Source organism: Salicibibacter kimchii, from assembly GCF_003336365.1.
GTDB classification, from domain to species: domain Bacteria; phylum Bacillota; class Bacilli; order Bacillales; family Marinococcaceae; genus Salicibibacter; species Salicibibacter kimchii.
On the sequence record NZ_CP031092.1, the window covers coordinates 2,919,580 to 2,944,869 of the forward strand.

At 42.6% G+C, this 25,290-nt stretch carries 32 protein-coding genes; 18 read left to right on the top strand and 14 right to left on the bottom strand.

The features are described 5' to 3' along the window. Window positions 1–51: 51 nt before the first annotated feature. Window positions 52–906 (bottom strand): CPBP family intramembrane glutamic endopeptidase, encoded by an 855-nt coding sequence (locus DT065_RS14760; RefSeq protein ID WP_114374672.1) that lies wholly within the window; start codon window positions 904–906, stop codon window positions 52–54. Between the two features lie 279 nt (window positions 907–1,185). Between DT065_RS14760 and DT065_RS14765 the strand changes: the two genes are divergently transcribed. The 6 genes from DT065_RS14765 to DT065_RS19180 all read left to right on the top strand — a co-directional run bounded on the left by DT065_RS14765 (window position 1,186) and on the right by DT065_RS19180 (window position 5,811). Continuing rightward, a complete protein-coding gene (locus DT065_RS14765) occupies window positions 1,186–2,163 on the top strand; it encodes a LytTR family transcriptional regulator DNA-binding domain-containing protein (protein WP_114374674.1) in 978 nt (325 codons plus the stop codon). A 10-nt stretch (window positions 2,164–2,173) separates the two neighbouring features. Then, on the top strand, window positions 2,174–2,866 hold the full coding sequence (locus DT065_RS14770; RefSeq protein ID WP_114374675.1) for a hypothetical protein: 693 nt from the start codon (window positions 2,174–2,176) through the stop codon (window positions 2,864–2,866). A 161-nt stretch (window positions 2,867–3,027) separates the two neighbouring features. Continuing rightward, entirely contained in the window at window positions 3,028–3,468 is a 441-nt protein-coding gene (locus DT065_RS14775) for a small multi-drug export protein (RefSeq protein WP_114374677.1), read from the top strand. 127 nt (window positions 3,469–3,595) lie between these two features. Then, window positions 3,596–4,081 carry a DUF2243 domain-containing protein gene (locus tag DT065_RS14780; protein ID WP_114374679.1) on the top strand — a complete coding sequence of 162 codons (486 nt, stop codon included), beginning with the start codon at window positions 3,596–3,598 and terminating at the stop codon, window positions 4,079–4,081. Between the two features lies 1 nt (window position 4,082). Next, on the top strand, window positions 4,083–4,868 hold the full coding sequence (locus tag DT065_RS14785; RefSeq protein ID WP_114374680.1) for a cytochrome c oxidase assembly protein: 786 nt from the start codon (window positions 4,083–4,085) through the stop codon (window positions 4,866–4,868). 244 nt (window positions 4,869–5,112) lie between these two features. Further along, window positions 5,113–5,811 carry a hypothetical protein gene (locus tag DT065_RS19180; RefSeq protein ID WP_193550774.1) on the top strand — a complete coding sequence of 233 codons (699 nt, stop codon included), beginning with the start codon at window positions 5,113–5,115 and terminating at the stop codon, window positions 5,809–5,811. Between the two features lie 329 nt (window positions 5,812–6,140). Here the strand turns inward: DT065_RS19180 and DT065_RS14795 are convergent, their stop codons facing one another. Together DT065_RS14795 and DT065_RS14800 are read right to left on the bottom strand one after the other, a co-directional pair. Next, the gene (locus DT065_RS14795; RefSeq protein ID WP_114374682.1) at window positions 6,141–7,112 is read right to left on the bottom strand and encodes an RpnC/YadD family protein; all 972 of its coding nucleotides are present in this window, start codon (window positions 7,110–7,112) and stop codon (window positions 6,141–6,143) included. Window positions 7,113–7,242: 130 nt separating this feature from the next. After that, the gene (locus DT065_RS14800; protein WP_160112575.1) at window positions 7,243–8,010 is read right to left on the bottom strand and encodes an ABC transporter permease family protein; all 768 of its coding nucleotides are present in this window, start codon (window positions 8,008–8,010) and stop codon (window positions 7,243–7,245) included. Window positions 8,011–8,484: 474 nt separating this feature from the next. Between DT065_RS14800 and DT065_RS14805 the strand changes: the two genes are divergently transcribed. After that, a complete protein-coding gene (locus tag DT065_RS14805; protein ID WP_114374686.1) occupies window positions 8,485–8,772 on the top strand; it encodes a hypothetical protein in 288 nt (95 codons plus the stop codon). 18 nt (window positions 8,773–8,790) lie between these two features. Here the strand turns inward: DT065_RS14805 and DT065_RS18985 are convergent, their stop codons facing one another. The 8 genes from DT065_RS18985 to DT065_RS14845 form a co-directional block, all read right to left on the bottom strand. Next, window positions 8,791–8,961 (bottom strand): hypothetical protein, encoded by a 171-nt coding sequence (locus tag DT065_RS18985; protein WP_160112576.1) that lies wholly within the window; start codon window positions 8,959–8,961, stop codon window positions 8,791–8,793. A 404-nt stretch (window positions 8,962–9,365) separates the two neighbouring features. Further along, window positions 9,366–9,734, bottom strand: a complete 369-nt coding sequence (locus DT065_RS14815) for a hypothetical protein (RefSeq protein ID WP_114374690.1) — start codon at window positions 9,732–9,734, stop codon at window positions 9,366–9,368. Between the two features lie 139 nt (window positions 9,735–9,873). Then, entirely contained in the window at window positions 9,874–10,899 is a 1,026-nt protein-coding gene (locus DT065_RS14820) for an ABC transporter permease (RefSeq protein WP_114374692.1), read from the bottom strand. Then, window positions 10,889–11,767, bottom strand: a complete 879-nt coding sequence (locus DT065_RS14825; RefSeq protein ID WP_114374694.1) for an ABC transporter ATP-binding protein — start codon at window positions 11,765–11,767, stop codon at window positions 10,889–10,891. The genes DT065_RS14820 and DT065_RS14825 overlap by 11 nt, the downstream gene beginning before the upstream one ends. After that, the gene (locus DT065_RS14830; RefSeq protein ID WP_114374695.1) at window positions 11,764–12,147 is read right to left on the bottom strand and encodes a GntR family transcriptional regulator; all 384 of its coding nucleotides are present in this window, start codon (window positions 12,145–12,147) and stop codon (window positions 11,764–11,766) included. The genes DT065_RS14825 and DT065_RS14830 overlap by 4 nt, the downstream gene beginning before the upstream one ends. Window positions 12,148–12,267: 120 nt before the next feature. Next, window positions 12,268–12,996, bottom strand: coding sequence for a hypothetical protein (locus DT065_RS14835; RefSeq protein ID WP_114374697.1), 729 nt, complete (start codon window positions 12,994–12,996; stop codon window positions 12,268–12,270). 1 nt (window position 12,997) lies between these two features. Then, window positions 12,998–13,876 carry an ATP-binding cassette domain-containing protein gene (locus DT065_RS14840; RefSeq protein ID WP_114374699.1) on the bottom strand — a complete coding sequence of 293 codons (879 nt, stop codon included), beginning with the start codon at window positions 13,874–13,876 and terminating at the stop codon, window positions 12,998–13,000. Further along, window positions 13,866–14,249: a GntR family transcriptional regulator gene (locus DT065_RS14845; protein WP_114374701.1), complete on the bottom strand. Its 384-nt coding sequence runs from the start codon at window positions 14,247–14,249 to the stop codon at window positions 13,866–13,868. The genes DT065_RS14840 and DT065_RS14845 overlap by 11 nt, the downstream gene beginning before the upstream one ends. Window positions 14,250–14,743: 494 nt before the next feature. Between DT065_RS14845 and DT065_RS14850 the strand changes: the two genes are divergently transcribed. From DT065_RS14850 to DT065_RS19935, 5 genes are all read left to right on the top strand, one after another. Then, window positions 14,744–15,343 (top strand): hypothetical protein, encoded by a 600-nt coding sequence (locus tag DT065_RS14850; protein WP_114374703.1) that lies wholly within the window; start codon window positions 14,744–14,746, stop codon window positions 15,341–15,343. Beyond that, a complete protein-coding gene (locus DT065_RS14855) occupies window positions 15,336–15,659 on the top strand; it encodes a winged helix-turn-helix domain-containing protein (RefSeq protein WP_114374705.1) in 324 nt (107 codons plus the stop codon). Before DT065_RS14850 ends, DT065_RS14855 begins: the two co-directional genes overlap by 8 nt. Continuing rightward, window positions 15,637–16,560, top strand: a complete 924-nt coding sequence (locus DT065_RS14860; RefSeq protein WP_227002630.1) for an ABC transporter ATP-binding protein — start codon at window positions 15,637–15,639, stop codon at window positions 16,558–16,560. The genes DT065_RS14855 and DT065_RS14860 overlap by 23 nt, the downstream gene beginning before the upstream one ends. Before the next feature lie 22 nt (window positions 16,561–16,582). Further along, a complete protein-coding gene (locus tag DT065_RS14865) occupies window positions 16,583–17,722 on the top strand; it encodes an ABC transporter permease (protein WP_114374707.1) in 1,140 nt (379 codons plus the stop codon). A gap of 281 nt (window positions 17,723–18,003) precedes the next feature. Beyond that, window positions 18,004–18,084: a helix-turn-helix domain-containing protein gene (locus tag DT065_RS19935; protein WP_114374709.1), complete on the top strand. Its 81-nt coding sequence runs from the start codon at window positions 18,004–18,006 to the stop codon at window positions 18,082–18,084. 412 nt (window positions 18,085–18,496) lie between these two features. On the opposite strand, the gene DT065_RS14875 is transcribed toward DT065_RS19935, so the two are convergent. Continuing rightward, entirely contained in the window at window positions 18,497–18,760 is a 264-nt protein-coding gene (locus tag DT065_RS14875) for a hypothetical protein (RefSeq protein ID WP_114374711.1), read from the bottom strand. On the opposite strand from DT065_RS14875, the gene DT065_RS19940 reads away from it, so the two are divergent. The 6 genes from DT065_RS19940 to DT065_RS14905 all read left to right on the top strand — a co-directional run bounded on the left by DT065_RS19940 (window position 18,725) and on the right by DT065_RS14905 (window position 23,303). Further along, a complete protein-coding gene (locus tag DT065_RS19940) occupies window positions 18,725–18,880 on the top strand; it encodes a hypothetical protein (protein WP_418314669.1) in 156 nt (51 codons plus the stop codon). The genes DT065_RS14875 and DT065_RS19940 overlap by 36 nt on opposite strands. A gap of 50 nt (window positions 18,881–18,930) precedes the next feature. Continuing rightward, the gene (locus DT065_RS14885) at window positions 18,931–19,092 is read left to right on the top strand and encodes a zinc ribbon domain-containing protein (RefSeq protein ID WP_227002822.1); all 162 of its coding nucleotides are present in this window, start codon (window positions 18,931–18,933) and stop codon (window positions 19,090–19,092) included. A gap of 353 nt (window positions 19,093–19,445) precedes the next feature. After that, window positions 19,446–20,939 carry a spore germination protein gene (locus DT065_RS14890; protein WP_114374712.1) on the top strand — a complete coding sequence of 498 codons (1,494 nt, stop codon included), beginning with the start codon at window positions 19,446–19,448 and terminating at the stop codon, window positions 20,937–20,939. A 4-nt stretch (window positions 20,940–20,943) separates the two neighbouring features. Then, window positions 20,944–22,005, top strand: coding sequence for a GerAB/ArcD/ProY family transporter (locus DT065_RS14895; RefSeq protein WP_114374714.1), 1,062 nt, complete (start codon window positions 20,944–20,946; stop codon window positions 22,003–22,005). Further along, a complete protein-coding gene (locus tag DT065_RS14900) occupies window positions 22,002–23,081 on the top strand; it encodes a Ger(x)C family spore germination protein (RefSeq protein WP_114374716.1) in 1,080 nt (359 codons plus the stop codon). Before DT065_RS14895 ends, DT065_RS14900 begins: the two co-directional genes overlap by 4 nt. Before the next feature lie 33 nt (window positions 23,082–23,114). Next, window positions 23,115–23,303, top strand: coding sequence for a hypothetical protein (locus DT065_RS14905; protein WP_114374718.1), 189 nt, complete (start codon window positions 23,115–23,117; stop codon window positions 23,301–23,303). Between the two features lie 134 nt (window positions 23,304–23,437). Here the strand turns inward: DT065_RS14905 and DT065_RS14910 are convergent, their stop codons facing one another. Together DT065_RS14910 and DT065_RS18990 are read right to left on the bottom strand one after the other, a co-directional pair. Then, window positions 23,438–24,400 (bottom strand): NADP-dependent oxidoreductase, encoded by a 963-nt coding sequence (locus DT065_RS14910; RefSeq protein WP_114374719.1) that lies wholly within the window; start codon window positions 24,398–24,400, stop codon window positions 23,438–23,440. A 609-nt stretch (window positions 24,401–25,009) separates the two neighbouring features. Further along, a complete protein-coding gene (locus DT065_RS18990; RefSeq protein WP_160112577.1) occupies window positions 25,010–25,156 on the bottom strand; it encodes a hypothetical protein in 147 nt (48 codons plus the stop codon). Window positions 25,157–25,290: the final 134 nt, after the last annotated feature.

Sequence of the window (25,290 nt, forward strand, 5' to 3'; positions counted from 1 at the left end):
AGCCTACCCTATTAGTTGAAAAGTTACTTTTGGGTTTAATAGAGTAAGCCATCACCTTGATCTTAATAATCGCTTGATCAAGAGAAATAGAAGAAATAGCAGTATACCGCCCAGCATAATACCCGTAATCATGAAAAGAGCTCCGACTAGGTACATAAAGGTGTCTTGATAACTTACGATCGGTGGTGCACCGTATTCTTCCGGCATGATTAAAAAGCGAGCCATTACTAAGTACCCTAAATGAAAACCAACGGCGGCCCATAAACTTCCCGTCCATTCACGAATTAATGCCAGAGCAATACCGAAGACAAAAAATAGAACATAGCTTGGAATGCTAAGGAGAATAATCTCAATTGGCTCCATTCCGACAATCACTTGCAAAATGTGATGACCAAAAGCGAAAAAAACAAAGACGAGTGATTGTGCGAATATAGACAACCAGACGGCGAAACGATGCTTCAGTACATCATAAACAAAGCCACGCAAAGCAAGTTCTTCAGGCAATGCTTCGTAAAAAAATGCGATTAGCATGTTTATGAGGAGTGCGCTAATCCAGTACTGTGGAGCATGCCACTGATTGATATCAATCCATCCGATCATACTGGCAGTGAATAGAGAAATAACAGCCAACACCGTTGCGAGAAAAAAACCTGTAAAAAAGTGGTGGGATCGTTTAAAGGAATACGCGGGTTTATTTGGTTTTCCAGTGAGCTTATGTAACCGTCGATACAAAAATAAAATGATTGGTATTATAATGACGCTCATAACAGTTGCTTGGATGATTTGTCTTCCGTCTCCGGTGATACGGAATTGTTCTTCAGAAATATCACCCGCAATGACTGCCAGAAATATACCGATTGTTGCTGTCGCCCATGCGCCAAGTAAAAGTACGAACCAATTTTTCATTGCGAAATCCCCCCTGATGCTCTAAGTGATTTAGGATCATTAATTATTTTAGAGAATTAGAGGTTATCATACTAGGATTTCAGAATGAATGGAGGGAATGGTGGATGAATGGATGCTAATGGGCGATGAAATATCTAATAGGTGTAAGAAAACAATTCGAGAAGTGAGGTGAAACTGGGTGTTTTTTGACGGGATCATGAAGTCTTTATCGATACAATAAAGTATAATATTTACACTTGTGATTAAAAAAGTTTATTATCAATCGAGGAGCCGTCACTAATGTCGTTGAAAATACAAACTTCTGCTGTTATAAGTGGCAATAATATTCAACTGCCGGACATTGACCTTGCTGTTGAACGAGGCGAGCCTGTATCCATTCAAGGTGATATCGATTGGCTCGAATCATTCCATTCCGTATTCCTTCAGTCATCACCCTTCTTTTCAACACAAACCATCAACCATGATTCAAAAAATCGATTTGTCTTTCTCCAATCGGATGGTTTGTATATTCGGCTAACACCGAGACAGCTGATTCGCTTTTGGAAAAAACTATACGGTCAATCAATTGAGGAAGAAGACATGTTGAACATTTGCGACCTTTCTCATGTTGCCAATAAACGAATTAAGCGCTTGACCGCTATGGAACAACGACGCTTGCATTATGCACGCTGTTTAATCATGCCAAGTGAGGTTTGTCTGTTTGACCAGCCTATCCTTCATGCAGATCGCCAAACAAAACATACTTTTTATAATTTGTTGGACCATTTGACCGACCGGTTTGTGCTCCTTACCACCACTTCATTGGAAGAAGCCGTCCAACTCGGCAGACCATATCGCTTGAGTGAACGCGGCTTAAACGCAATAAATAATAGTGATGACCACTCAGCTGCTGTTCACATAGAGCCAGAAGCAACGCCAATTAAAATCGAGAAAATTACCGCTAAAGTTGAAGACAAATATATTTTATTTGACCCGTTGGAAATCGATTATGTAGAAAGCCATGATGGGCAATCGTGGCTATATGTCAATAGTGAAACCTTTGCCTCACCGATGCCGCTAAAAGAACTGGAACAACGGTTACGTCCATTCGGTTTCTTTCGTTGCCACCGGTCATACATTGTCAATTTGCAACGCGTGCGGGAAGTTATCATTTGGAGCAAAAACAGTTACAGCTTAAGCCTTGACGACAGACATAAAAGCTCCGTCCCGCTGTCAAAAGGAAAATACACCACTTTAAAAGAAATGCTGCGTATGTAGGGAGTAAACAATGGAACAAAAACCATTCACCGCATTGATATATAAGGAAATAAACAATTTGCGTTACAACGGTCAATTCTTTGTTACAGCAACTATTCCGTTGATCATTTATGTCTTGTTCATGTTGGATGATTCCATATCTTGGACAGTACTTATCGTCCTAACGCTGATCTTTTTGCCGCTTCAAATTCAGGGTAATTTGCTCGTTGAAGAAAAAGAACAACAGACCTGGCGTATCCTTGAACAACAAGGGATTTCTCTTTATGGTTTAACGCTCGTTAAAGCTTTGCTTCCAGCTGCGATGACGCTGTTTCTCACATTTTTGATTGCTTATTCCAGCGGTTTAAGTCTTGGTTCAACGTTATTAATCTGTATTTTTATTATCCCGGCTCTTTTCATTATGCTTTCTATCGGAACGATCATAGCTGTATATGCCAATAATAAAATTGAAGTCATTATATGGGAAGCACCCATTATTATTATTTTTATTTCCCTGGAAATAATTAATCAAGTACTAATGAGTAGCGAATATTCCACAATTTTATCTCTGTTCCCCTATTATCATTTCATTCGGGGATTATTGCTGATCCCTGACCAGCCTCCGGAGGCATTTTCCGTTTCATTTCTATATACCTTAATCTTGTCCTTAGTATTTGTTGTCCTCGCTGTATTCGTTATTCACAAGCGTAAACAATCATTTTAGCCTTGCCAATGAGGGCAAGGTTTACTCCTTTCATCTTCCTATAGCTCCATTCACCCCATTGATGATCTCTTTTCATTGAGTTTTTATAGTAGTGATTGGTAACGTCTAATACACTTAATCCGGAGACATCCACGGGGAAAAAGGTGAGGGGAGAGCATGATATGGAATTTTTATACTCTTATTTGATATTATTTTTAGTTGCGATGATCCCATTTATGGAAATGCCGGTTGCCGCACCATTGGCTGTTTTTATCGGTTTGCCAATCGTTCCGGTTATTATCATTGCATTTGCCGGAAACTTTCTAAGTCTCCTGATCACAATATGGTTTATTTACGGGATAAAAGGCGTAGCTGAACGTAGAAGAGCCCGTAAAGAAGGTGACCAAGGTTTTATTTCCAAGCGAAGAACTCGGGCCAAACGCATATGGGGGAAATACAGCATGCCGGGTTTGGCGATCATTGGCATGTTTTTTGTTGGAGGTCACATCACTGCACTTGCCGCTTGTTCTTTCACAGGGAATCGGTTCAGTGTCACATTATGGATGGCAATCAGCATGGAGGAGCCCTCGGTATCGCTGCCTACTTCGGCTATGATTTTGTAAGTCACCATCCATGGGCAGGCATGCTGGAACCTTCGTAGATGAAGTCAAGCTCTACATCGTCTGTTTATTTCATATGAAAAAAGGACACAATGATCGAATAAACGACAATGATTGAGGTGTTCGGCTTATGAAGGGTGATCATCTTACCGGCTTACCGCAAAAGGGGTATGTAAGCCGCAATCTATGGACAGGCATTCTTTTCGGCATAGGACTTGCTGCCTTCTTAGATGAAGTGATTTTTCATCAGCTTCTGGGGTGGCATTTTTTTTATGATCGATCTACAACCCGAATCGGAATTATATCTGACGGGTTTTTCCATGCCTTCAGCTGGGTTGCTACTGTAGGATCATTGTTCATAGTTGCTGATCTTAGACGCAGAAATGCATGGTGGCCAACTAGATGGATTGGTGGAGCTTTGGTCGGCTTGGGAGGATTCAATCTTTACGACGGTATTGTCCAGCATAAAATCATGGGGATACATCAAGTGCGGTATGACACCGATAACTTGCTAATTTATGACATCGGGTGGAATCTGACTGCTATTATTATTTTAACTGTCGGGATCATTGTGTTGCTTCAAACAAGAAAAAGAGTGAAAGGAAGGATTGGCTGATATGCAAAATCATCACCCGTCTGTATTTGTTGAATGGGTGCTTGTCTTTCCTTTTCTGGCCGCTCTTATTGTTTACACCGGGTCTTTTTTTATTTCGAGAAAAAAAGGCAGGAAGTGGCCGGCGTTCCGCACAATTTTTTGGTTTGCGGGCGTCTTTCTCTGTCTGATTTCCGTTGCCGGTCCAATAGCACATATGGCTCAGGTAGACTTCCGGATACATATGGCAGGGCACCTCTTTCTTGGCATGCTTGGTCCGCTGCTGATGGCACTTGGTGCTCCGGTGAAACTGTTGCTCCGCTCCCTTTCTATTCAGCGGGCGAGAAGTTTGACCAGGATTCTGCGCAGCCGGGTACTCGGTTTTTTAAGTAATCCTGCTGTAACGGCGGCCTTGAATATTGGTGGTCTGTGTGTGCTTTATACAACAGATTTATTTAGGGTGATGCATGAGAGCCCACTTCTGCATGTCGTCATCCACCTTCATATTTTCCTGGCAGGATATTTGTTTACCGTATCGCTCATTTATGTTGAACCGATTTCGCACCGAACCAGCTATCTATACCGCAGTATTATTTTAGTGTTCGCGCTCACAGCCCACGGCATTCTATCGAAATATATTTATGCACGCCCCCCGGAGAGTGTTTCCGCGGATGAAGCAGAAGCGGGTGGTATGCTGATGTATTATGGCGGGGATGCCGTCGATCTGATGATTATCATTATCCTATGTTATCACTGGTACCGTGCCACTACCCCTAAGGAAACGGGGAATGACAACGGGGTTTTGGTTTAAGGGTTTATTGGTGCTTCCGAGGAAGTGTAAATTAATGGTGGCAAATTAGAGGGTTTAATGCGGAGGTTTTATCACATAATAAAGTGAAACTTCCAACAGAGGTGGTGAGTTATCCCCCCTCTGATGGTTAAAATGTACGCCGGCTAAGAGCGCCATGTCCTGTGGCAACGCCGGCACTGGCACATACTGTGCGTCGGAACTAATCGGACGCGGATAAAATAACTGTTTATTATGGAGGTATATAATGGAACAAGAAGAAAAGTTAAAAACTGCCGGAATTGCCATGGGAAGTGATTTTAAACTACAGACCTTGGGGGGTGGAGAAAAAACGACGAAAACAGTTGAAGATATAGAGAAAGTGAAAGCCATTGTTAATGATTGGAATGCTATGCCTAAAAAAGCAGCCGATCGTACAATTGAACAATACGGCCCGCCAAACGAAGCAACCCAGAGCAGGTTAATCTGGTATAACAACGGACCTTGGAAACGAACGATTGTTTATCGTGATGAGATTCCCCACGATTTTCCGGAACCTCATACCGACTGTATTGAAAACTATATAAACTATCCTGTTCCGCCAGAAATGTTTAGTGAGCTTGCAAAATTTGATGGCAGCTTGATTGTTGAAAGGACAAGAGGTGAAGTATCATCCCGGTGTGATATGGAAGCCGCTAATATCGCTGCCCTCAATTTAATGAATGATATCGTAACAGGCAAATTAAGCGCTGAAGAAGCACGTGATAAAAATAGTGAAGCAATCTCTGCTTTTATGATGAATAGACCAGCACCTTATGCAGAAAAACTCCAATTCGAGGTATCAAAAGAAGCAAAGTATGATACAGATGTTGTAACTGCTGCAGACGAAATGGCTGAACAAGGCGTGAAAAAAATAAAAGATACTGCCGATACAAACAACAATAGCCAAGATACTAACTATCATTAAAATCGTCGATTGTTTACTCTAACCCATCAGGTGAGTATATTCGTGGGAGAAGTTGTTTCTCATTTCTCATATAAGGGTGATCACCACACTGCTAAAACGGAATTAGTTTTTTGTCTAACTAACCTCTTAACAATTAAGAATGGGTGCGTCTCATCTTTATATGAGTAATCCATATGTTTAAATCATCGAAAAAAAGACATTAGCCGTCGCTAAAGCTGGCATATGTCTTTTTTTACAAACTCAGCAATATTCCGCTATCAGTTACCCTGAAAATGAAAATCAAAAGCAGGATTGCTGTATCTTCAAACCTGCTTTGATTTCGTTTAAGCTTAAATCTTATTCTTTATACCGTTCAATTCATTTTCAGTGATGCTCGTCATTTTAATAATTTCTTCATCTGAATAGCCGTTATTAAGCATAACTTCAGCAATTTTCCGCTTGCTTGCCTCTATGCCTTCTTCTCGGCCTTCCATTCTGCCTTCCTCCCTTTCTTTTCTCAGCTTGTCAAATAACGGTTTTAATGTTGGGGGATCGGGAAACGAGGTATTATGCATGAGACTCACCTCCTCCTCTGCTATAGGATTAAATTCTTCTTGTAGCTTTTGGCTCAGTTCTTCCGGAACGGTTAATAAATAATCGACAAATGATAATAATGATTGGGTGTACGCCTGTGAATAGTTTTTGTTATGGAGTATCAACTCGAACAACTGTCGTTTAAACTGATAGCGATCATCGGCATTATTTTCGCTTTTCAACATGTATTTACCGGCTAATACGACGAGTGCAAAAGGATTGTTTGACTTTAGCAACGCTTCTTCATCCTGAGCCCTTATTTTATAGGTATTGTAAGCATAGGTTAGGGTAGTTCCATGAAAGTGATATTCGTAAGATGTGGGTTGGAACGATTGGTCGGCATCGGTAAGGAGGGCAATTGCATAGATTTTTTGTTTGTACTTATCAAAAATACGGTAGAAATATTGAAACATACGCTCGGGGAAATCATCTTCTTTGGACCCTTGTATCTCAACATGAACAAGAACCCACTGTTCTTTCCCGTCTTTCAGATGAACTTTCATGAGTTTGTCCGTATACTTTGTCCCTTTTTTCTCCGGAAAGGTGCGTTTTAGTTCCTGTTCTAGTGAGTCTGGCTGTTTGTTCCAATCCAATTGCTCGTAGAGATCGGGCACGAAAAATAACAGGAAAGGTTCGAACAGATCGGTGATCACTTTTTTCCAAAGGCCGTCATGGTCTAAATACGGGGCGGGTTCTTCTTGAACAGCTACAGGCATCGTATTTGTCATTGTTTTACCACATCCATTGTGAGATGATGAATATCCACGGTGAGCTGACAAGGAGGAGGTTAATAACGGAGGGATATTGTATGTAAAGAATAGCATATCCACTGAACAAAAAACAAGCGTTCCCCTTAATTTACCCTTCCCCTTCCTTCCACCAGTTAACCCTAAATTGACCGTCGTGTCCGTGTATAGCCCGCACAACAATATATTTAACGGCTTCCTCTTCAAAATGCACGCTTAATACGTCGTCATCGTCATCCCGTGGATTCATTCCTACGTTTTCACTATTTTTATCATATACAGATATTCCATAACTATTACCATTCCTAAACTGGTGATCCACTTCAAAATAAATTTGATCTCCTTGAACACCATGAATGGGTACTAAATGCTCGCCGTTAAAATATTCGTACTCAACCTCTACAAAATTATCGCCATGTACCTCATCCCAACCTTGTTTACTCGTATGATCAAAAGGAATCATCATAATGGAAATCAATGGAACGACAAATGCAGCCCAGCTATACCACTTGGTAACCTTCAATTTTTCCTTTCCAAATAAAAATAGAAGAGAGAAGAAAGCTCCGATTGTACCGGCAATCAAAAGGTAAATAGGTGATAACGTGGCCAGAAAAATAAGATACCCAAATAATATGTACAACACAATCTGTTTATTTATTGTAAAAGACGACAAAAATTTTCCTATAAAATCAATGATGAAGGAGCTTATTAATCCATACCCAAAAAATACAGCCCAAATCCATGGAGTTGTGATCAGTTCATGGATTTGGAACAAATTAAATCCGGTGTAGATGAAAATAAAGATAAAGAATATGGAGATCGAAAAGCTGGCCCCAATCAGCTTTTGCAAGACATTTTTGAAAGCAAAATACATCTTCAAGGCCCCCCTATTATTTTTTAAAGAATGCTAGGATGGCCCTTGGGACAAATAAAAGAATGTCACCAATAAACCAAATCCAGTCCATCAAGCCTTCACGTTTTCGTTTTTGTTCGCCCTCGTTATTACTCATCATTCCTCCTGCTAACCTCGATATTAGTAATTCCTCTATCCATTCGTTCATAAGTTTTTCTTATTTTTAGAACCCATAATCATTATACGCAACATGTGACAGTGTAGTCGATCATATTTGATGTCCCTCCAATGCCTTTCCGGCTTCATATGTAAAACACACTTGTTTATTCATAACAAAATACGGGAAAAACCTTCCTACATCATTAATAAATTAATAATGATGAAACTTACTAATCCATGCCCAAATAGAGCAAATCCATGGAGGGTGTGACAAGCTTTTTGAAAGTACATTCATCTTTTCATTTACGCTACAAAGAGGAAGGTTTAAGGGGGATGAAGGCAATGGTAGCAAGAAGTGTGAATATGAATATAAGACATTTCCTTCTTAAGCAGAAAGGGCTCTTGGGAAGTCGTATCGTTGAAACCTTGTCGCGTAGAGAAACCGTTAAAAGTTCTTGGCAAAGGTTTAAAGAGGACAGTTTACAAGAGGTCGAAAATAGAGCGAACAGGTTATCTTTCACACAAAACCAAAAAATGGGAATTATTCAGGATTATCTTGATGAATGCCGGCCATTCTTATCTGATGATCAAATAAACGAATTAGGATACTTTTTAAGGCGCTACTCTTAAAAAGGGCAAATAGTACGTTTATTCCTGTAGAGAGATTCTTTTGTTCCCGATAGCCAACAAAATTAAAGCTAAAACGAAAAACAGCATGCCAATGAAAAAACCTTGACCTGAATCAAGAAATACCAATTCAATGATCATACTGACTGCAGCAAGGAAAAAGCTTATTTTCATTAAAATAATATAGATCATCGGAAGAGTTCCTTTCTTTACAGATGCTTTGATCTTTTGTCATATATCCATACCCCAATCCTGAGGAGTAAAAGAGATAACCCCGTCAGAAGTATAAATAAGCCGTACGTCCCGAAAGGCTTGAAAAAATGACTCCATTCTTGATCGTACAAAATAAACAAAATTAAGGAAATGAAAAAAGAAGAGCCGAGTGTTATATAGATATATTCCGTTCTCCAATTACTGGCAATAAAATATCCGAGCATAGGGTAAAAGATAAGCCAAATAATGTACATAATTAATGATTGATAATTATAATCAAGGTACATTCCTAGAAAAGCAAAAGGAATCAAAGATGCAATAATAAACATAGCTGATTTCAGAATATCAATCAAACTGCCCCCCTTGCAGTTCCATCTGCTCACTTAGTCTAATATCAATGATTCTTCATAGTCTTCGCCTTGGTCGGCCCACTGGATATTGACTTCAATATTGACATCCTCCGGAGTAGTTGAACAACTTGAGCATCCACCTTCAGTAGTAATAGAGGGTTCCGGACCGATCGATTCCCTGGATATTTCCAAACCTCTGTCCGTCACAATTTCAATATCAGTGATAGCCTCATGGTTATCGGGCATGTAATGGAAAGTATGGAAGGTTGATTCCTCCGTATCAGTGGGTTGCTCTGCACGAAACTCGACTTTCCATACCTCCCCTTCATCACTTTTATCAATAGATTGTTGACATCCCGTCAATGAAATTAAACTTACTAACAGAAAAATGATCCATTTCATAAAATTCCCCCCTATACATTCATTTTATATCACGCAGAGCCTGCCCTATTCAAGATAAGCGTATCCTGGAGAGCAGACACGGAAGCCGGAGCCAGAGAAATGACTCCTTGCTTCCTGATGGGTGATACGGGGGATCCTTCTAATTATTGTTCACCGTCACATTCATTTGCATCAAACGTTTCGTGATCAAGAGAGCTAATCCGCCGATAACAATAGCTCCCAGCCAATAAAAAGGAATGGTAGCTCCGGCGGGATCTCCGAATACGCTGAATATCATGCCGCCTAACATGGCAAAGCAGACAACGATGCCGATAAGAAAGACCGGTTTTAAAGAGGGAAATAACAGAAATTCACCGTTATGTTCGCTTTTCCCTTTTTTATACAGGGTGATTCCAATGAATAAACTCATCAGCAAGATGGGTAAAGAAACGACCAATTGCATCCCCATTGGTATCTCAGGCAAGACACCGACGAAGCCCATGACCTGAAATGGCAATACCAGAATCATAAGCCATTCATCCAAGTGAGTTGCCGTTAACCTTCCCAAATTCCCGAAATGGGTGGTGAAAAAAACACTCAATAGTATGGCGAAACCATAAGGAAATATTAAAAAGATAAAACTTAAAACAACCTGGGAAATCATCTCCCCTGAAATGGTCCCCATAAATAGCGTGAAGGCAAAAATCGCCAAGTAAGCCAGCAAAGGAACAAGAAACATTTCAACGAAGCTAAAATTCACAAGCGCATCGCGATATTCCGAGAACCAAATGAGCCCCCACGCAACCAAACAGTTAAGGCTCATGATGACAGTGATTGACCCAAGGCCGATACTGGCTTTTGAAACAAAAAGTTTTTGCCTGGAAAATGGCAACGAAAAACTAAAATCATGCCGGCGTGTATTTCTCTCTAGACCAATTAACATGCCTCCCATAACCACAATGGCTATGATCGAAAACAATGATAGTGCGTTTGCAGAGAAGATGTCTTGAACAAAGTTGTCCATACGACTAGAGAAAACATGGGTCACTTCTGACTCTAACAACCTTAAATGATCTAACTCCAGTATGGTTCTTAACGGGTATTGAATAGCAAATATAATCGTTAAAATCAGAAGGATCATTGCCGACGGTTTCAAATCTTTTTTTAGTAAGGCTTTATTCAGCAATCGAGTCGCCCCCTAACTTGGCCGCGAATAAGTCTTCCAGCTTTAAAGGCAGTTCTTCGTATAATAAGGGTTCGGTTTTCTGCAACTCGATTTCGAGCTCTTGAAGATTGCCTGCCGCCAGACACGTGTACGCCCGACCCGATTGTTGCAAGATATAAAGCTGATTCAAAAGCGAATCTGGCATTTGTTCACGGTAGACGATCTGCCATTTTTTATAAGTGTCACGCAACTCATCCAGCTGGAACGTTTCTGCAACCTCTCCTTCCTTGAGGACAAAAATTTGGTCGGCCAAGCTTTCCAATTCATCCAAGCGATGGGTAGCGATGATGATGGATATGTTTTCTTTCGCTACTTCATCGAGCATAAAACGCATGATTTCTTTTTTCATGATGACATCAAGCCCGTCGGTCGGCTCATCCAAGAGGACGTATTCAGGCTTAGTCGCAAAAGCAAGAATGAGCGAAAACAATGCTTTTCGGCCTTTCGAGTATTGTTTAACCTTTTTCGTTTCCGGCATTTGAAACCGATGCATTAATTCCTGAAAATAATCATGGTCAAAGTTCGGATAAATATCCGCGTATAATGATGCAATATTGGAAACTGAATAATTTTTTAAGGCCTCAACACTATCTTCTACATACAACATGGACGCTTTTGCTTCGGGTTTTGCAAACACATCCTCACCATTCACTGAAATTGTTCCTTGATCGGGATCTAAAATTGTAACCATCGTCCGTAACAATGTTGTTTTACCAGCTCCGTTTCGCCCTACGATTCCGGTAATGGTTCCTTTCCCAACGGTGAATGTGATATCCGTTATAACTTGTTGCTCCCCCATCGTTTTGGAAACGTTTTGCACGTGTATCATGACTTTCCCCCAAATTGTTTATAGTACCAGGCGACCCAGTCTTGCATCACTTCTTTTTCTATCCCGGCGTAGTGCCCTTCGAGAACGACCTGCTTAAGTTTTGTCTTTACCGATTCGATGTCTTTAACAAGAATTTCCTCGGGTACTTGCTCTGCAATAAATGTCCCTTTCCCACGCATCGTTACGATGATGCCCTCCCTCTCCAGTTCTTGATAGGCTTTACTGACCGTATTCGGATTGACGACTATTTGCGTGGATAATTCGCGTACGGATGGGATTTTGTCATCTACTTTTAATATCCCGCGAGCCACTTGTTCCTTAATTTGATTCATAATCTGACGATAAATAGGTTCTCTACTCCGTGGATCAATGGATAGCATAAGTTCCCTCCCCGGGGATGAACTAAATGTATTAGTTAAACTGGTACACTTAGTGTAAAAAAGAGAAAAGGGACTGTCAATAAAAAAATCTCAGCACGAGGCTGAGATTTACGGTTCCTGCTACTCCGGCTTGATAGGCATTCGTTTAGTGAGTAAGCGAATGACCCACAACCCGGCAGCAATCAATAATAAAGTGCAAACAAGGGAAATAGAGAGCGAAAGGACAGGCATCGGGATATTCAATAACCTTACTAGCGGCAGTGTCCAGTCGTTTTCCCATAATAAATCAACGGCTGAAATATAGAGAATCCCTATCACGATAAACACTAAAAGCCCCCAGCCTCCGAAGCGATAATAACCGCCTATGACCATCCAGCCTGCAATGTAGTAGCACAAGATGATCAGGCTATAGACGAGGACAGGCATGAGCCAAACGGATGTCGTGTTCAGAAAATCCATCTGTGAAGTGCCCGGGTCGAAGGCTGTGAAAGATCCGATCAGCGCCAGAACTGCGGCAAGGATTGCGGCAATGATCATGATGCTGAAGGCTACGCCCGTGGCCGCGATCGATGAACCTATAAAATAATCCTTGCGCGTAATGCCATTTTTTACGTAATAAGTGAGAAAAGCCATTATAGTTAAAAGCCCAATGACGAGCATATAAATTTTAGTAGGTTGATATATGACGGATATAAGGTTCCAATTTTCTGCCTGCATTTCAGGTGTGAATAGATAGAGTAGCAGGTACACAACTAATAAGATTGGGATATACCATAATGTCCACTTCATTTGCGTAAAAAACAAGTCGGTTGCCACTTTTGACGCGACAGTATTCTTTTTTGCTTGCATTTTAGCCCTCCTCCTCTTTTGTTAAATGAATGAATAAATCTTGCAAGGAGACCGGACCGATATCCAATCCCAATTTTCCAGCTTCCTTCCGGTCGGCGTCACTGACTTCTCCGTATACCATCGCCGATTTTGTATCCCCGAGTTGCTGTGTGTTTAATGTTGTGCGATTGCTGATGAACGCATCTACGGCTTGCGAAGCGCCAGTCACTGATACGCCACGGCTGATGATTTTGTCGAATGGTTCGTCAACAATGAGAGAACCGTGATCTACAATCAGAACATGGTCAAACAAATAGTCCATTTCCGACACGAGATGCGTAGACAATATCATGATTCTCGGATGACGTGCTTGTTCTTCCAACACCTCCTGATAAAATAACTCACGGGCCGGTGCATCCATGGATACATAAGCTTCATCGAAGATGGTAACCGGGGAGCGATGAGCAAGACCGAGCGTGACATTCAAAGCCGACTGCATGCCGCTCGACAATTCTTTTAACGGTTTATCCAAAGGAAGTTTGAACCGAGCAGCCAAGTCTTTGGCATACGCAAGGTCAAAGTTAGGGCGATAGCGTTCAGCGAATTCAAAAAAACGTTCCGTCGATTCGTATTCGTCTTTGTAATCATCCGTTTCAAAAATGAAGCTCACATACGGCATAATATTTTTGTTTTCAAACGGTGTTTCTCCGCCTACCCGAATCATTCCCGACGTAGGTTCTCTAAAAGATGCCAGCAATGAAAGCAACGTTGTTTTCCCGGCTCCATTTCTGCCGATTAACCCATAGGTTTTGCCTTGTTCCAGGGAAAAAGTAATGTTCTTTAATGCCTCTATATTTTTGAATTTCAATGAAACATCTTGAAACGCCACATCAAGATTCATTAAAATCATCTCCTTTCTTTTTTTTAATCATGGCAATAATTTCTTTTTCTGATAATCTAAGTTTTTCTGCTTCTTGTAACATAGGCGTGAGATAGTCATCTGCAAACAACTCCTTACGGTTCTGTATCAGCTTCTCTTTTGCCCCGGGCGCAACGAACATCCCCACACCCCTTTTCTTAAAAATGACTTTTTCATCAACAAGCAATTGAATCCCCTTTGATGCGGTTAAGTGATTGACCTTATAAAAATGAACCATTTTCGTCGTCGACGGAATTTGTTCGTTTTCTTTTAATTGATCGTTCAATATTTGATCTTCGATTTTTTCTTTGATTTGTTCGAATATCGGTTTCTTATCGTGGAAGGACTGATTCAAAAGTGTTCACCACCTTTTCGGTCCAGATTGTTATATGGTTATATAGTTATGTATATAAGTATATTCCTGTGAGCGATTAATTGTCAAGTTTCATTCGAAAAGATGAGCTTGGATAGCGAGAATGCGCAGTGTTATACAGAATACTTGCGTCTATATTCAAAATAACGACCGTAAGATTTGGAATAAAACCCATTGATTCAGAAAAGTCATTAAACATGGAATGATGAAACCCTAACGAATGAACGCGTAAGTCGTTAGGTCGTCAACGACTAATCATCCCTGCCCGTTTTTACAATAGTGCAGAAATAGTTACACCTAGAAAGGTCAAGCTTAACGTCTTGTCGAGCCAAGGACTCATGCAATGTGCACGAGAACTGTTCCGGCAGTTCTTTTTTTTGATGGAAAAATTCATGTAAATACCCATTGCACTCCTTCAAAATATATAGTACTCTACATTTCAGAGTACTATATAAATAAAAAAGGAGCCGTTGCTCATGGATAAGGAGCCTTCTCGGACAACGCATCAAGATCAGGCACTCGATGATTTGAATTATATTAAACACTTGACCGTTCAGACGCGAAACAGCGCCTCGGAAGCGAGCCCGTATTTTATCATTTGGGGGATCGCTTGGATTATTGGCTATGGATCTGAGTCGTTAGGGTTCGGTGACATTTTGCACTGGATTTGGATGACGCTTGGGATCGTGGGCATGACACTTACCATCTACACCTCTGCCCGTCAGGCCAAAACAAATCCATTACCGAAAGTTGTCGATCGTCAATTAACATTCGGGTTTATCGGTTTTTCGATTACGACATTATTGGTTGTTACCTTAATCATCACCGGTTTCTTGCAATTTCAGGTGGAGTACATCGGGCTGTATTCCATGATTGTTGTCGCTGTGCTTTACATGTTCATAGGAGTCGCTTTGGGAAAAGAAATCTTCTTGATGGGCATCTGGTTCGCGATTATAGCCGCGGGAAACGCTTTTCTGTTTCCGCCGTATCACCCGGCGCTTACTGCTATTATCGGCGGTGGAAGCCTTTTATTCACCGGTTGGATGTTGAAACGTTGGGGACCAAATAATGAGTGACGCGCCACTTAATCGCATCAACGATCTCATTCATGGGAAAGCCCGCCTCGGTATTATGAGCTTGCTTATGACATATAAAGAAGGGGACTTTAATTTTTTGAAACAAAAGCTCAGCCTAAGCGACGGAAATCTCGGTGCCCATATTCGGAAGCTTGAAGAGGCGGACTATATCGAAGTGGAAAAAACATTCGAGAAACGAAAACCGAAGACGGTATGCAGCGTCACGGAAACCGGAAAAGAAGCATATCGACAATACGTACACGCACTTGAGGAAATGTTATATGGAGAGGAGCATGATGACGATGATTCACCTTGAAAAAATCGGTAAAACGTACGGTTCCCAACAAGCATTGCGGGACGTTAGCCTTTCGATCCCGCCCCGGACGTGTTACGGATTACTTGGTCCGAACGGCGCCGGCAAGTCGACACTCATGAAAATACTTGCAGGAATCGTGCTTGATTACTCAGGGGCAATTGACGTTGACGGACAAAATTTTGGGAAGAACCTGAACGCGATCCAGCAACGAATCGGATATATCCCTCAAGAAATCAGTCTCGAACAAACTTTATCCGCACGTGATCATCTGCGCTTCTTTGGGCAAATATATGGATTGCGTGGCTCTAACTTGCAAAAACGCGTGAACAGCATTCTTGAAATGGTCGGGCTCGCCGAACGGCAAAAAGATGCGCTCACAACCTATTCCGGAGGTATGAAACGACGCATCAATATCGGCGCGGCGCTCTTGCATCAACCAGATATCCTCATCATGGATGAACCGACCGTAGGCGTGGATCCGCAGTCGCGCAATTATATTTTTGATTTGATTCGTCAGCTTAAAAGTCAGGGAACGACCATCCTATACTCCAGCCACTACATGGAAGAGATTCAACTTTTATGTGATGAACTCGCCCTCATCGATGAAGGCCAGGTCATCGAATCCGGGACGATTTCCGGGATTCGGCAGCGACACACGGAGCCGTCTATTTATGTGGAAGCGCGTGGCCTTAAAAAAGAACAGTTGCAATCGTACGGTGCGGTACATTCACGGCAAAGCGGGTATGTTATTGAAACAGGGGACGCGCTCTCTGCAATACAATCCCTTTCTGCCAATCTGCAGAAACAAGGCCTGGATGTACAACGACTGGAAATCACCCAATCAAGCCTGGAAGATATTTTCTTGGAACTAACGGGATCCTCGCTTCGGGATACTGCCTAAAAAACCGGTAGGATGTGAAAATATGATCTACGGATTATTCCGTTTTGAACTGAAAAAAAATTTAAAAGATAAAGGCCTTTTATTTTGGATGTTGATTCTACCCATCCTTTTTATCGTTTTGTTTGGTTATATTTTTAGCAATCAAACGACGGACGTCACATTCGACATTCCCTATATGGACGAAGACCAGTCCGAGATGAGTGAACAGTTTATCTCCGCGCTCGGTTCGAGTGACGCCTTTGAATTACAAGCACAAGAGAGTCCAGACGATGCAATCGAAAAACTGGAAAACGGTGATATCAATGCCTTCGTCCACATTCCTTCCGGTTTTGAAGATCAAATCATGGGCGGGGAAGAGAACCCTGTTTATTTTCACTACAATCCGATGTATGAAGAAAACGTAGCACCGATCCGCAGCTTAATCGAAAATGTTAGCTATTCTTTTCAAGAGGAGGGCATGCGAGCGACCCTTAATGATGCCGGACTGGAAGCAGATACGATCCTTGCTCCGGCGATTGAAATCGTTGCGGAAGAACAGGTGGCAAGTGCCGAATTTGATACGATTACGCATATCATACCCGGTTACACGGTTATGTTCACGTTCTTCATTATGATCAGCATGGTCATGAGTTTTGTGAAGGATATGCAAAACGGGATGGTTGCGCGTTTGGCGAGTACGCCGCTTACGAAGTATCAATACTTGCTCGGGAAATGGATCCCTTACATTTTGATTGTGCTGGCACAAATTATCGCGCTATTGTTGTTCGGTTATGTCGTCTATGGCGTAGAACTTGGGAACATCGCGGCGCTCTTTTTAATTTCATTGGCGCTGGCGGTGATTACAACCGGATGGGGCCTTGCGCTCAGTTTAATCACAAAAAATGAAAACATGGGGCTTGCCATCACCCAAATTATTGCTCTAGGTGGCGCCATGATTGGAGGCCTTTGGATGCCCACGGAATTCCTTCCTGAATTCGTGCAAACGATGGGACTATTCCTGCCGCAATACTGGGCACAACAAGGCTTTTTGGAAGTCATGATGTACGGGGGCGGGATCATGGATATTTTAATGTATGTTGTCATCTTGCTTGGTTACGCACTTCTTGGTCTCGTGGTCGCTATTTCCAGCTACCGACGTTTCCTTGCTGCAGCGCGGGGGTAAACCATATGGTAAAATAGATTTGTAGTAATTTTTCAAAATATGACAGGGTGATCGTATTGTTGGTTGGGCTGGCACAGGTGTTCATATCGCTGTCGTTACTCGGTGTTATTTTATTGAGCATTGGTCTGTTTTTAACCGTTTTGCCGAGAAGTCCCCTTCAAAATCTTTGATTTAGTGGGGGATGAATCGGCTTTTTTTAGTAGAAAAATAGGAAAAATCTTGATGAAAATGTATGTTTGGTATAATAGAAATAATAGGAGTTGACAACAAATGCTGTACGTATGAATTATAAATACGAAATGTTTCCAAACGAAAAACAGATGCAAACGATGGATCGTTGGCTGTCTATTTGTCGTCAATAGTACAATTCCGCTCTTTTGGATAAACAGTGTTTTTACCAAAAGAACAAGACTAGTGGTGTGTTTCAGAAATTCTTTCCCTGCTCGCGGATCTTGAAAAAGGTTTGAGTATTCGAATAGATCCGAACATTGGACACGCGTTTGATCATCGACATAAACGACGAACCTAGATTGCAATCCTGAACATATACGGCATCGGCATGGAAGGAGAGCGAAGGGAGCGAGACTGCCGAAAGAGGGACATCATCGGCATGAAATGAGGCCGAGGCGTGTGCGCAAGTCGAAGTATGCACGACATCGGCATGGAAAGAGGGCAACGAGGAGGGAATATGCCGAAGGGCAGGCAACATCGGCATAAAAAGAGAGCAACGCTGTGCTGGGAAGCCGAAGCAGGCACAGGAACGTACCAGACCTTCTATTCATTTGGTTCCTTTCCACTGTTTTTCCACAATTCAACCGTTGCTGTCTCGAAATCTCCTCGATGCCTTTCTTTGTTCTGTTCGCTCGTCGTGAGACATATCAAAATGTTTGAAGATTCAACGACGACGTCCATGGCTAGATCAGCCCCAGCGCTTCGCGCATCTCCTACGCCGTATCGTTTATCCGTCGAAGAAACAATGTCAAAAAAGTGCAGTAGCTGCACATAAAAGTTGCGAACCAACGTCGTGATTTTCTCCATAAACAAAGTTATCACCTTTCGAAAACGTATAAATTCGTTTTTGTAGAAGACCTGAAGATTCAAAATATGGTTATGCAGGGTAATAAAGTTGATTTATACTTTATTACCTGCCAAATGTAAAAACAATGGTGGAGCACTCGTAAGAATTAAACCTCCTTATACTAGTCAAGATTGTTAATTGTTCCAGCTGTGGGAAGCGTGTAAAAAAGGCTTTGTCCGTTCGCGCGCATGTATGCAAGTCATGTGGAACAGTTTTAGATCGCGACCATAATGCTGCCATCAATATTGAAAAAGTTGGACTGGATCTCTTGGGTTTGTGTCCAACTGTATAAATAGTTTGTTTCGACTGGAGTATAAAACAAAGCCCTGGGAGATGACGTAAGACTCGGTTCAATAGAACAAAGCCATCGTCGGAGGGATGACGATGACATACGGGGGATCCAAATCCGCAAATGTCCATGCAGCAAGAGAATCATGGCCTAAAATCCTTCGATGCTAAACATGTATGAAAAGGGCAAGCTTCCAAGATAAGAATTTCGACGAAAGTACTTGACTAAAGGTTGAACCGCAGCAATCACTTAGCCCATGAATGATTCATCATTCATGGGCTAAGTTTTTCTAAGCGAATAATCATTTTATCGTTCGCACACGTTAAGCCTATAAATATTTCCAACAGGTGACGTGTATGTTTAAGTGGTTCCAAAAAGAAAAAATAAACCAACGGAAGAAAAAAACCTTTCAAGATATCTTGTCAACGTTTCGAAAATCTGCAGATTTCGTTTCTTTTCGCGTGTCTGATGAAAGCCCGTTTTGTTTTCATTATTTGGAGACCGTCGTGGATGAACGTTACGTCCATGATGAAGCCCTGCCTTACACGAAGCGAAAAGATATTCATACGCTTACGGATCTCCAGCGGGTGATCCCGCTTGAAGAAACAAAAATCCTTTGTAAGGGCCATTTGATAGAAGAGCAATTATTGCGCGGCCATATTATGATTCAAAAGAAAGACGAAAATGACAAGGTTCTCAGCCTTCCTGCAGAATTGATTGAAGAGCGGGCAATTGAAACGCCGGAAAATGAATTCACCGTTGTTGGACCAAAAGAAGCCTTTATCGAGTCCATCGATGTCAATTTGAATCTGATTCGTAAACGACTGCGAACATCCGATCTTGTCGTTGAGGAGATGAAGGTTGGACGCCTCAGCAAAAGCAGAGTGACGATTTTGTTTATTGAAGGCATCACAAACCGGCAGCTTGTGCAAACCTTGAGGCAACGGATCCAAGATGTGGATTATGATGAAATGGTTGATATTTCTCAAATTAGCCAATTCATCTCGGATTACCCGAATTCCCATATTCCGCAACTGTTGGAAACAGAACGCCCGGAGCGTGTTACATCGGCATTGGCGGAAGGGAAAGTCGCGTTTATGATGGATGGATCCCCGCAGACAACGATTGGACCGACCAATTTCATGGAATACTTTTCGTCTCCGGATGATCATTACATGCTGTGGCCGCTCGGGTCAGCGTTTCGACTGATTCGGATTGTGGCTCTTTTGTTCTCGGTCCATGCGACGTCATTTTACATTGCTGTCACTTCCTACCAGCATGAGTTGATCCCCGACGAGTTATTGGACACGCTGATTGCTTCAAGAATCGAAGTTCCCTACCCGCCGATCGTGGAGGTTATGATCCTCGAGTTAACGGTTGAGCTGCTCCGGGAAGCAGGGGCAAGACTTCCGAGTCGTATCGGTCAAACGATTGGGATTGTCGGCGGGATTGTCATCGGAACAGCTGTTGTTGAGGCATCTTTAGCCAGCAGTGTACTCTTGATCATGATTGGAATTACGGCGCTTGCATCCTTTACGGCGCCGATCTACAAAATGGGAAATACCATTCGGTTAATTCGCTTTCCTTTTATTCTATTTGCGCAATGGTTTGGGATTTTTGGCATGGCATTCTGTTCGGCACTCTACCTTAGTCATTTATTCAAGTTGACATCATTGGGATACCCTTACTTAGCTCCCCTCTATCCGTTGCGCGTCAAAGACCTTAGAGATGTAATTATCAAGATGCCGATTCAAAAGCAGCAGAAACGACCGACGGTCCTGCGGCCGCAAAAACGGAAACGGTTTGATGTAAAACAACGAAAAACCATCCCTAAGGATATCGAGGAGTAGGTGTATGCAAGGAAAAACCATGATGACGAGACAAATCCCCCCGTTTTTAACATTTTTTATCGTGACCGTGATGCAAGTTGGCGTAGGTGTTTTTACGTTTCAACGCCCAATCGTAAAAATGGTCGGTCAGGATGGCTGGATGGCCATTATTATTTCAGCGTTAATGGTCCATATCGTTATTTGGCTGGTCTATCAAATGCTGAAGGAAAACGAAACCGTCGTCGATGTTCAAAAAAGAGTGTTTGGGAAAATACTGGGGAGCCTCTTGAGTGCGTATTGGATCGTTTACTATAGTTTGTTTGTGCTTGTTATTTTGGTGAGTTATGTGGAAATCCTTCGCGTGTGGCTATTTCCGGAAGTCTATCACGGGCTTCTCTCTTTTCTTTTACTGTTTCTCGTCTATTTATTTGTGGGAGGCGGTTTGCGGATGGTAACGGGGATAAGTGTGCTGTCCGTGCTCTTGGCGGTTCCTTTTTTGCTTTTTACCCGCTTTCCCTATGGGCAAATGCAATTAGGAAGCTTATTTCCCATATGGGACCACTCTGTCATGGATATATGGATGGCTACGCAAACGATGACATTTCAATTTTTGGGCTTTGAAGTTCTTTTTATGGCTTATCCTTTTATTAAAGAGGCGCCGCGATCACAAAAATGGGCGCATCTAAGTGTCATTGTCAGCACGATGGTTTATTTGTTTACCTTCGTTCTCCCCGTGCTTTTTTTCCAAGAACAGCACCTCTCCACGATCATATGGCCAACGATTTCCTTGTGGCGCATGGAGTATCTGGGGGTGTCTATATGGTTTATGATTCTCGTGCCGAATTTGGCGTTGGGGTTATGGGCGGCAAGCCGTGCAGCCAAACAAACGATGAAAATCTCCCAGCGCCGTTCGCTTCAAGGACTCATGGTTATCGTCTTTGCAGGTGCTTTCTTTTTTGTTACGCGGTGGGAGATTGAGTCCCTTTCTTCCTTTACAGGGGAACTAGGACTTTATACCGTTTTTGTTTATCTACCTTTTTTATATCTGATCGAAAGGATCGTCTCGAAAAGGGGGCGTCATTGGTGATTAAGCAGATATGTATTCTCTCCCTTATGGGGATATTTCTTGTAGGAGGTTGCGGCCCCACGTCTCATTATGTGGAAGACATTTTTTATATTCAGGTGATGGGCCATGATTTGGAGGACGGGGAACACCGGATCACTGGCTTAAGCACCATTTTTACGGCTGCGGAAGATGCGTTACCAGAAAATAAAGCGATAAACGTTTCCGGTGAATCACTTGAAAGACTTTATGATTCCCTTCAATCAGAATCGCCTCGATATGTTGACACAGGACGAACACGCGTGCATTTGTTTCAGGAAGAAATGGCTAGGCAACAGGGGGTCATTCGATCGCTTGATACCATTCAAAGAAATCCTATGATCAACCAAGACATGCAGGTGGCAATCACACGAGAACCTGCACGGGACATGTTAGAGGAGGATTACGATTTTCAGGAACCCATCTTCCGTTATTTACAGGATTTGATTGAACAAAATCAGGAGGAGCAGATGCCGCAAACGAGTTTGCATGATTTTATGTATAATTATTACGCGGAAGGGGCGGACCCTTACCTTCCGGTGCTGGAACAAAAAGACGGCCATGTAGGGGTTGCCGGGTTGGCTTTATTTCAGGGAGATACGTTAGTGGAAGACATAAACCTCGATGATGCGCAAACCTTTCGGGCACTCATCGAGTCTACAGAGGAGGGCACTATCCATATGAAGCTTGATGAAAACAAAGGGGTAACCTTCCATCACCTCTCCTCCAACTCGAATTGGACGATAGAACGGGATGGCACGCATGTACAGGTTGATGTAGACATTGAAGGGCCAATTCGACAAACATATGGCTTTAAAGGATATGGTCAGGAAAATATTGAGCAATTGGAGCAGTTCGCTATGGAAGAATTTGAACGACTAATGGATGAGCTCATCCAATATTTTCAGGATCGAAACATTGATCCCATCGGCATTGGGGAGCGCGTGGGGCAGAATGTCCGAGGGCTGGATGTTCAACAATGGGAAGAAGAAGTCTACCCGGACGTAGATGTCGATGTCAACGTCGATTTTACCATTGATGATTCGGGAGCGGTGGAATAGAGCGTTCCGGGTGAACGACGGAATTTTCGCTTAATGCACAAAGGGTCAGAAAAACATACCCAACAGGATCAGTACGCCGACGACGAGTATGATGATCGAGATGGTTCGAAGCAAACAGCCGATCCCACGCATGATGACAGGGAAGAAAAAGATGATCATTATGATGATAATGATGAGCGTAAGGGGATCCATTTTATGTCCTCCTTGACAGTGTTATTTTAGGTGCAAGGCGCTACATATAATTTACAGGATGGGTCATTAACAGTCATGATACGAAAGGATCAAATATAAAAAGCAGGTTTGGGTTGCAAACCTGCTTGTGTTCAAGCATTTGGCCATCACGTTTGCCGGAACAATTATTTGATTTCCTCTTCGTTTTCCCTCTCGAGTACGATTTTTCCGCGCGTACGAATAGTTTCACTGTCGAGATGGGCCTGTTTCGCCCCATCTACTGTCATAGGGTGTGTATGAGAAATTACGGGAGATACTTGCTTTTGATCGACAAACGTCCGTAACTGTGCCATTTTCTTTTTTGTAGGTTGCATGAACATGTTGTTGGTCTTGATTTGTTTCTTTTCTTCGTTGTTGCTTACGTCATCATTTTGGCTTGCGCCACCGGCGATACTTACTGCGGAAGCACCGGTTTTCAGGAAGGGAATCGCCCCTGCATAGGCGGACCCGCCGACCGTATCAAAAAGCACATCGAACTCACCTTCGGGCTTCTCATTTATATCATAGGCAATAACAGTATCGGCTCCTCTAGCCTTGGCAAACTCACGGTTTTTTTCACTGACAGTCGTTGTAACATGAGCCCCAAGTGCTTTCGCGATTTGGACGGCGATTGTGCCGACGCCGCCGCTGCCGCCAAGAAGGAGCAATCTTTGTCCGGATGTAAGGGCGGCGATTTCCATTAAAGCTTCGATAACGGTTAATCCAACGAGGGGGAGCGACGCCGCCTCTACAAAGGATAGATCTTTATGTTTCGGTTGCACCAGTGCTTCTTCGACAATGATTTCTTCTGCATACGTGCCATATTCGGTTAATTCCGGCCTGAAAAAAACGGCATCGCCGACTTGAAAAGTATCCACGGACTTGCCGACTTCTTTGATCACACCTGCGCCATCCCAACCTAAGACGAGCGGGGGATCAAAGGGGAGCCCCTCTTTCAAATAACCTTCGCGCAGTTTCCAATCAATAGGATTCACGCCACTGGCGCGAAGAGAGATACGTACTTCGTTTGCGCCAACTTCCCGATCCGGCAAATCAACGACAGTTAATGCCCGGTGATCGCCGTATTCATTGATTCCGATTCCTTTCATCTCTTCTAACCTCCCTTTCAGAAAGATTGTTCCCTAAACATTCGATAATAACACAGGTTTTTTCTCCTGGGTACAAGCTATCCTTTATATAAAATAAGGTAGAGACGGGATGTCGCTTTCAGCGCTTCACTTTCTTCGAACGAGCGGCGAAGCCTCCTCGCGCAAGAGGAGCGCAGAATGGCTGAAAGAAGAAGTCCCTTCAGTTGTTGCACCAAAGCCTAGATGTTTTTTGATATTCCCAGCTCTATGTAAAACAAGTGATGAGCCCAGGGTGTGGAGTGGGTCATTTAAGCCTTATGCATAAGTGCGGAATCCGAAACAACCAAGACTTCGGCACGGGAAGGGGGCGAAGAGTAACGAATATGCCGAAGCAAGGAAGGCATTGGCATGAAACGTGGGAAAAGGCATACTCAGAAGCCGAAGCATCATTGGCTTCGGCATGAAAAAGGAAACGAAGCCCAGCAACTATGCCGAAGGAAGGACAGCATTGGCATGAAATACGAGCACAGGGGTGTTGGGAAGTCGAAGTAGCTTTCCGATTCATTTGTACACCGAAAATTCATCAAATTGAACGTTGGCTTAGCATTGCTATCCCGCGATCGAATCAATTCAAGAGCCGGTTTCCACTCCGTTGAAGATTTGGCTTATCGATGGACGCACTATATCGATATCATCAATTTTTAGCCAATCCTCATCGTGTAAGACGGGCGCTTCGGAGCCCTGACTCATCCGTTTTTCCGTAGAATTTTTCGCCATTGAAGCGCCATCTTTGCATTTTGAGCGTAAGGTGCAAGCGTTTAGCAGAAAGGCATCGCTTTTTCTAGGATTTTTTCTCCTGCAAATCAGGCGAAACACTTGAAACAGAAAGAATAATTTCTTATTCAGGGACT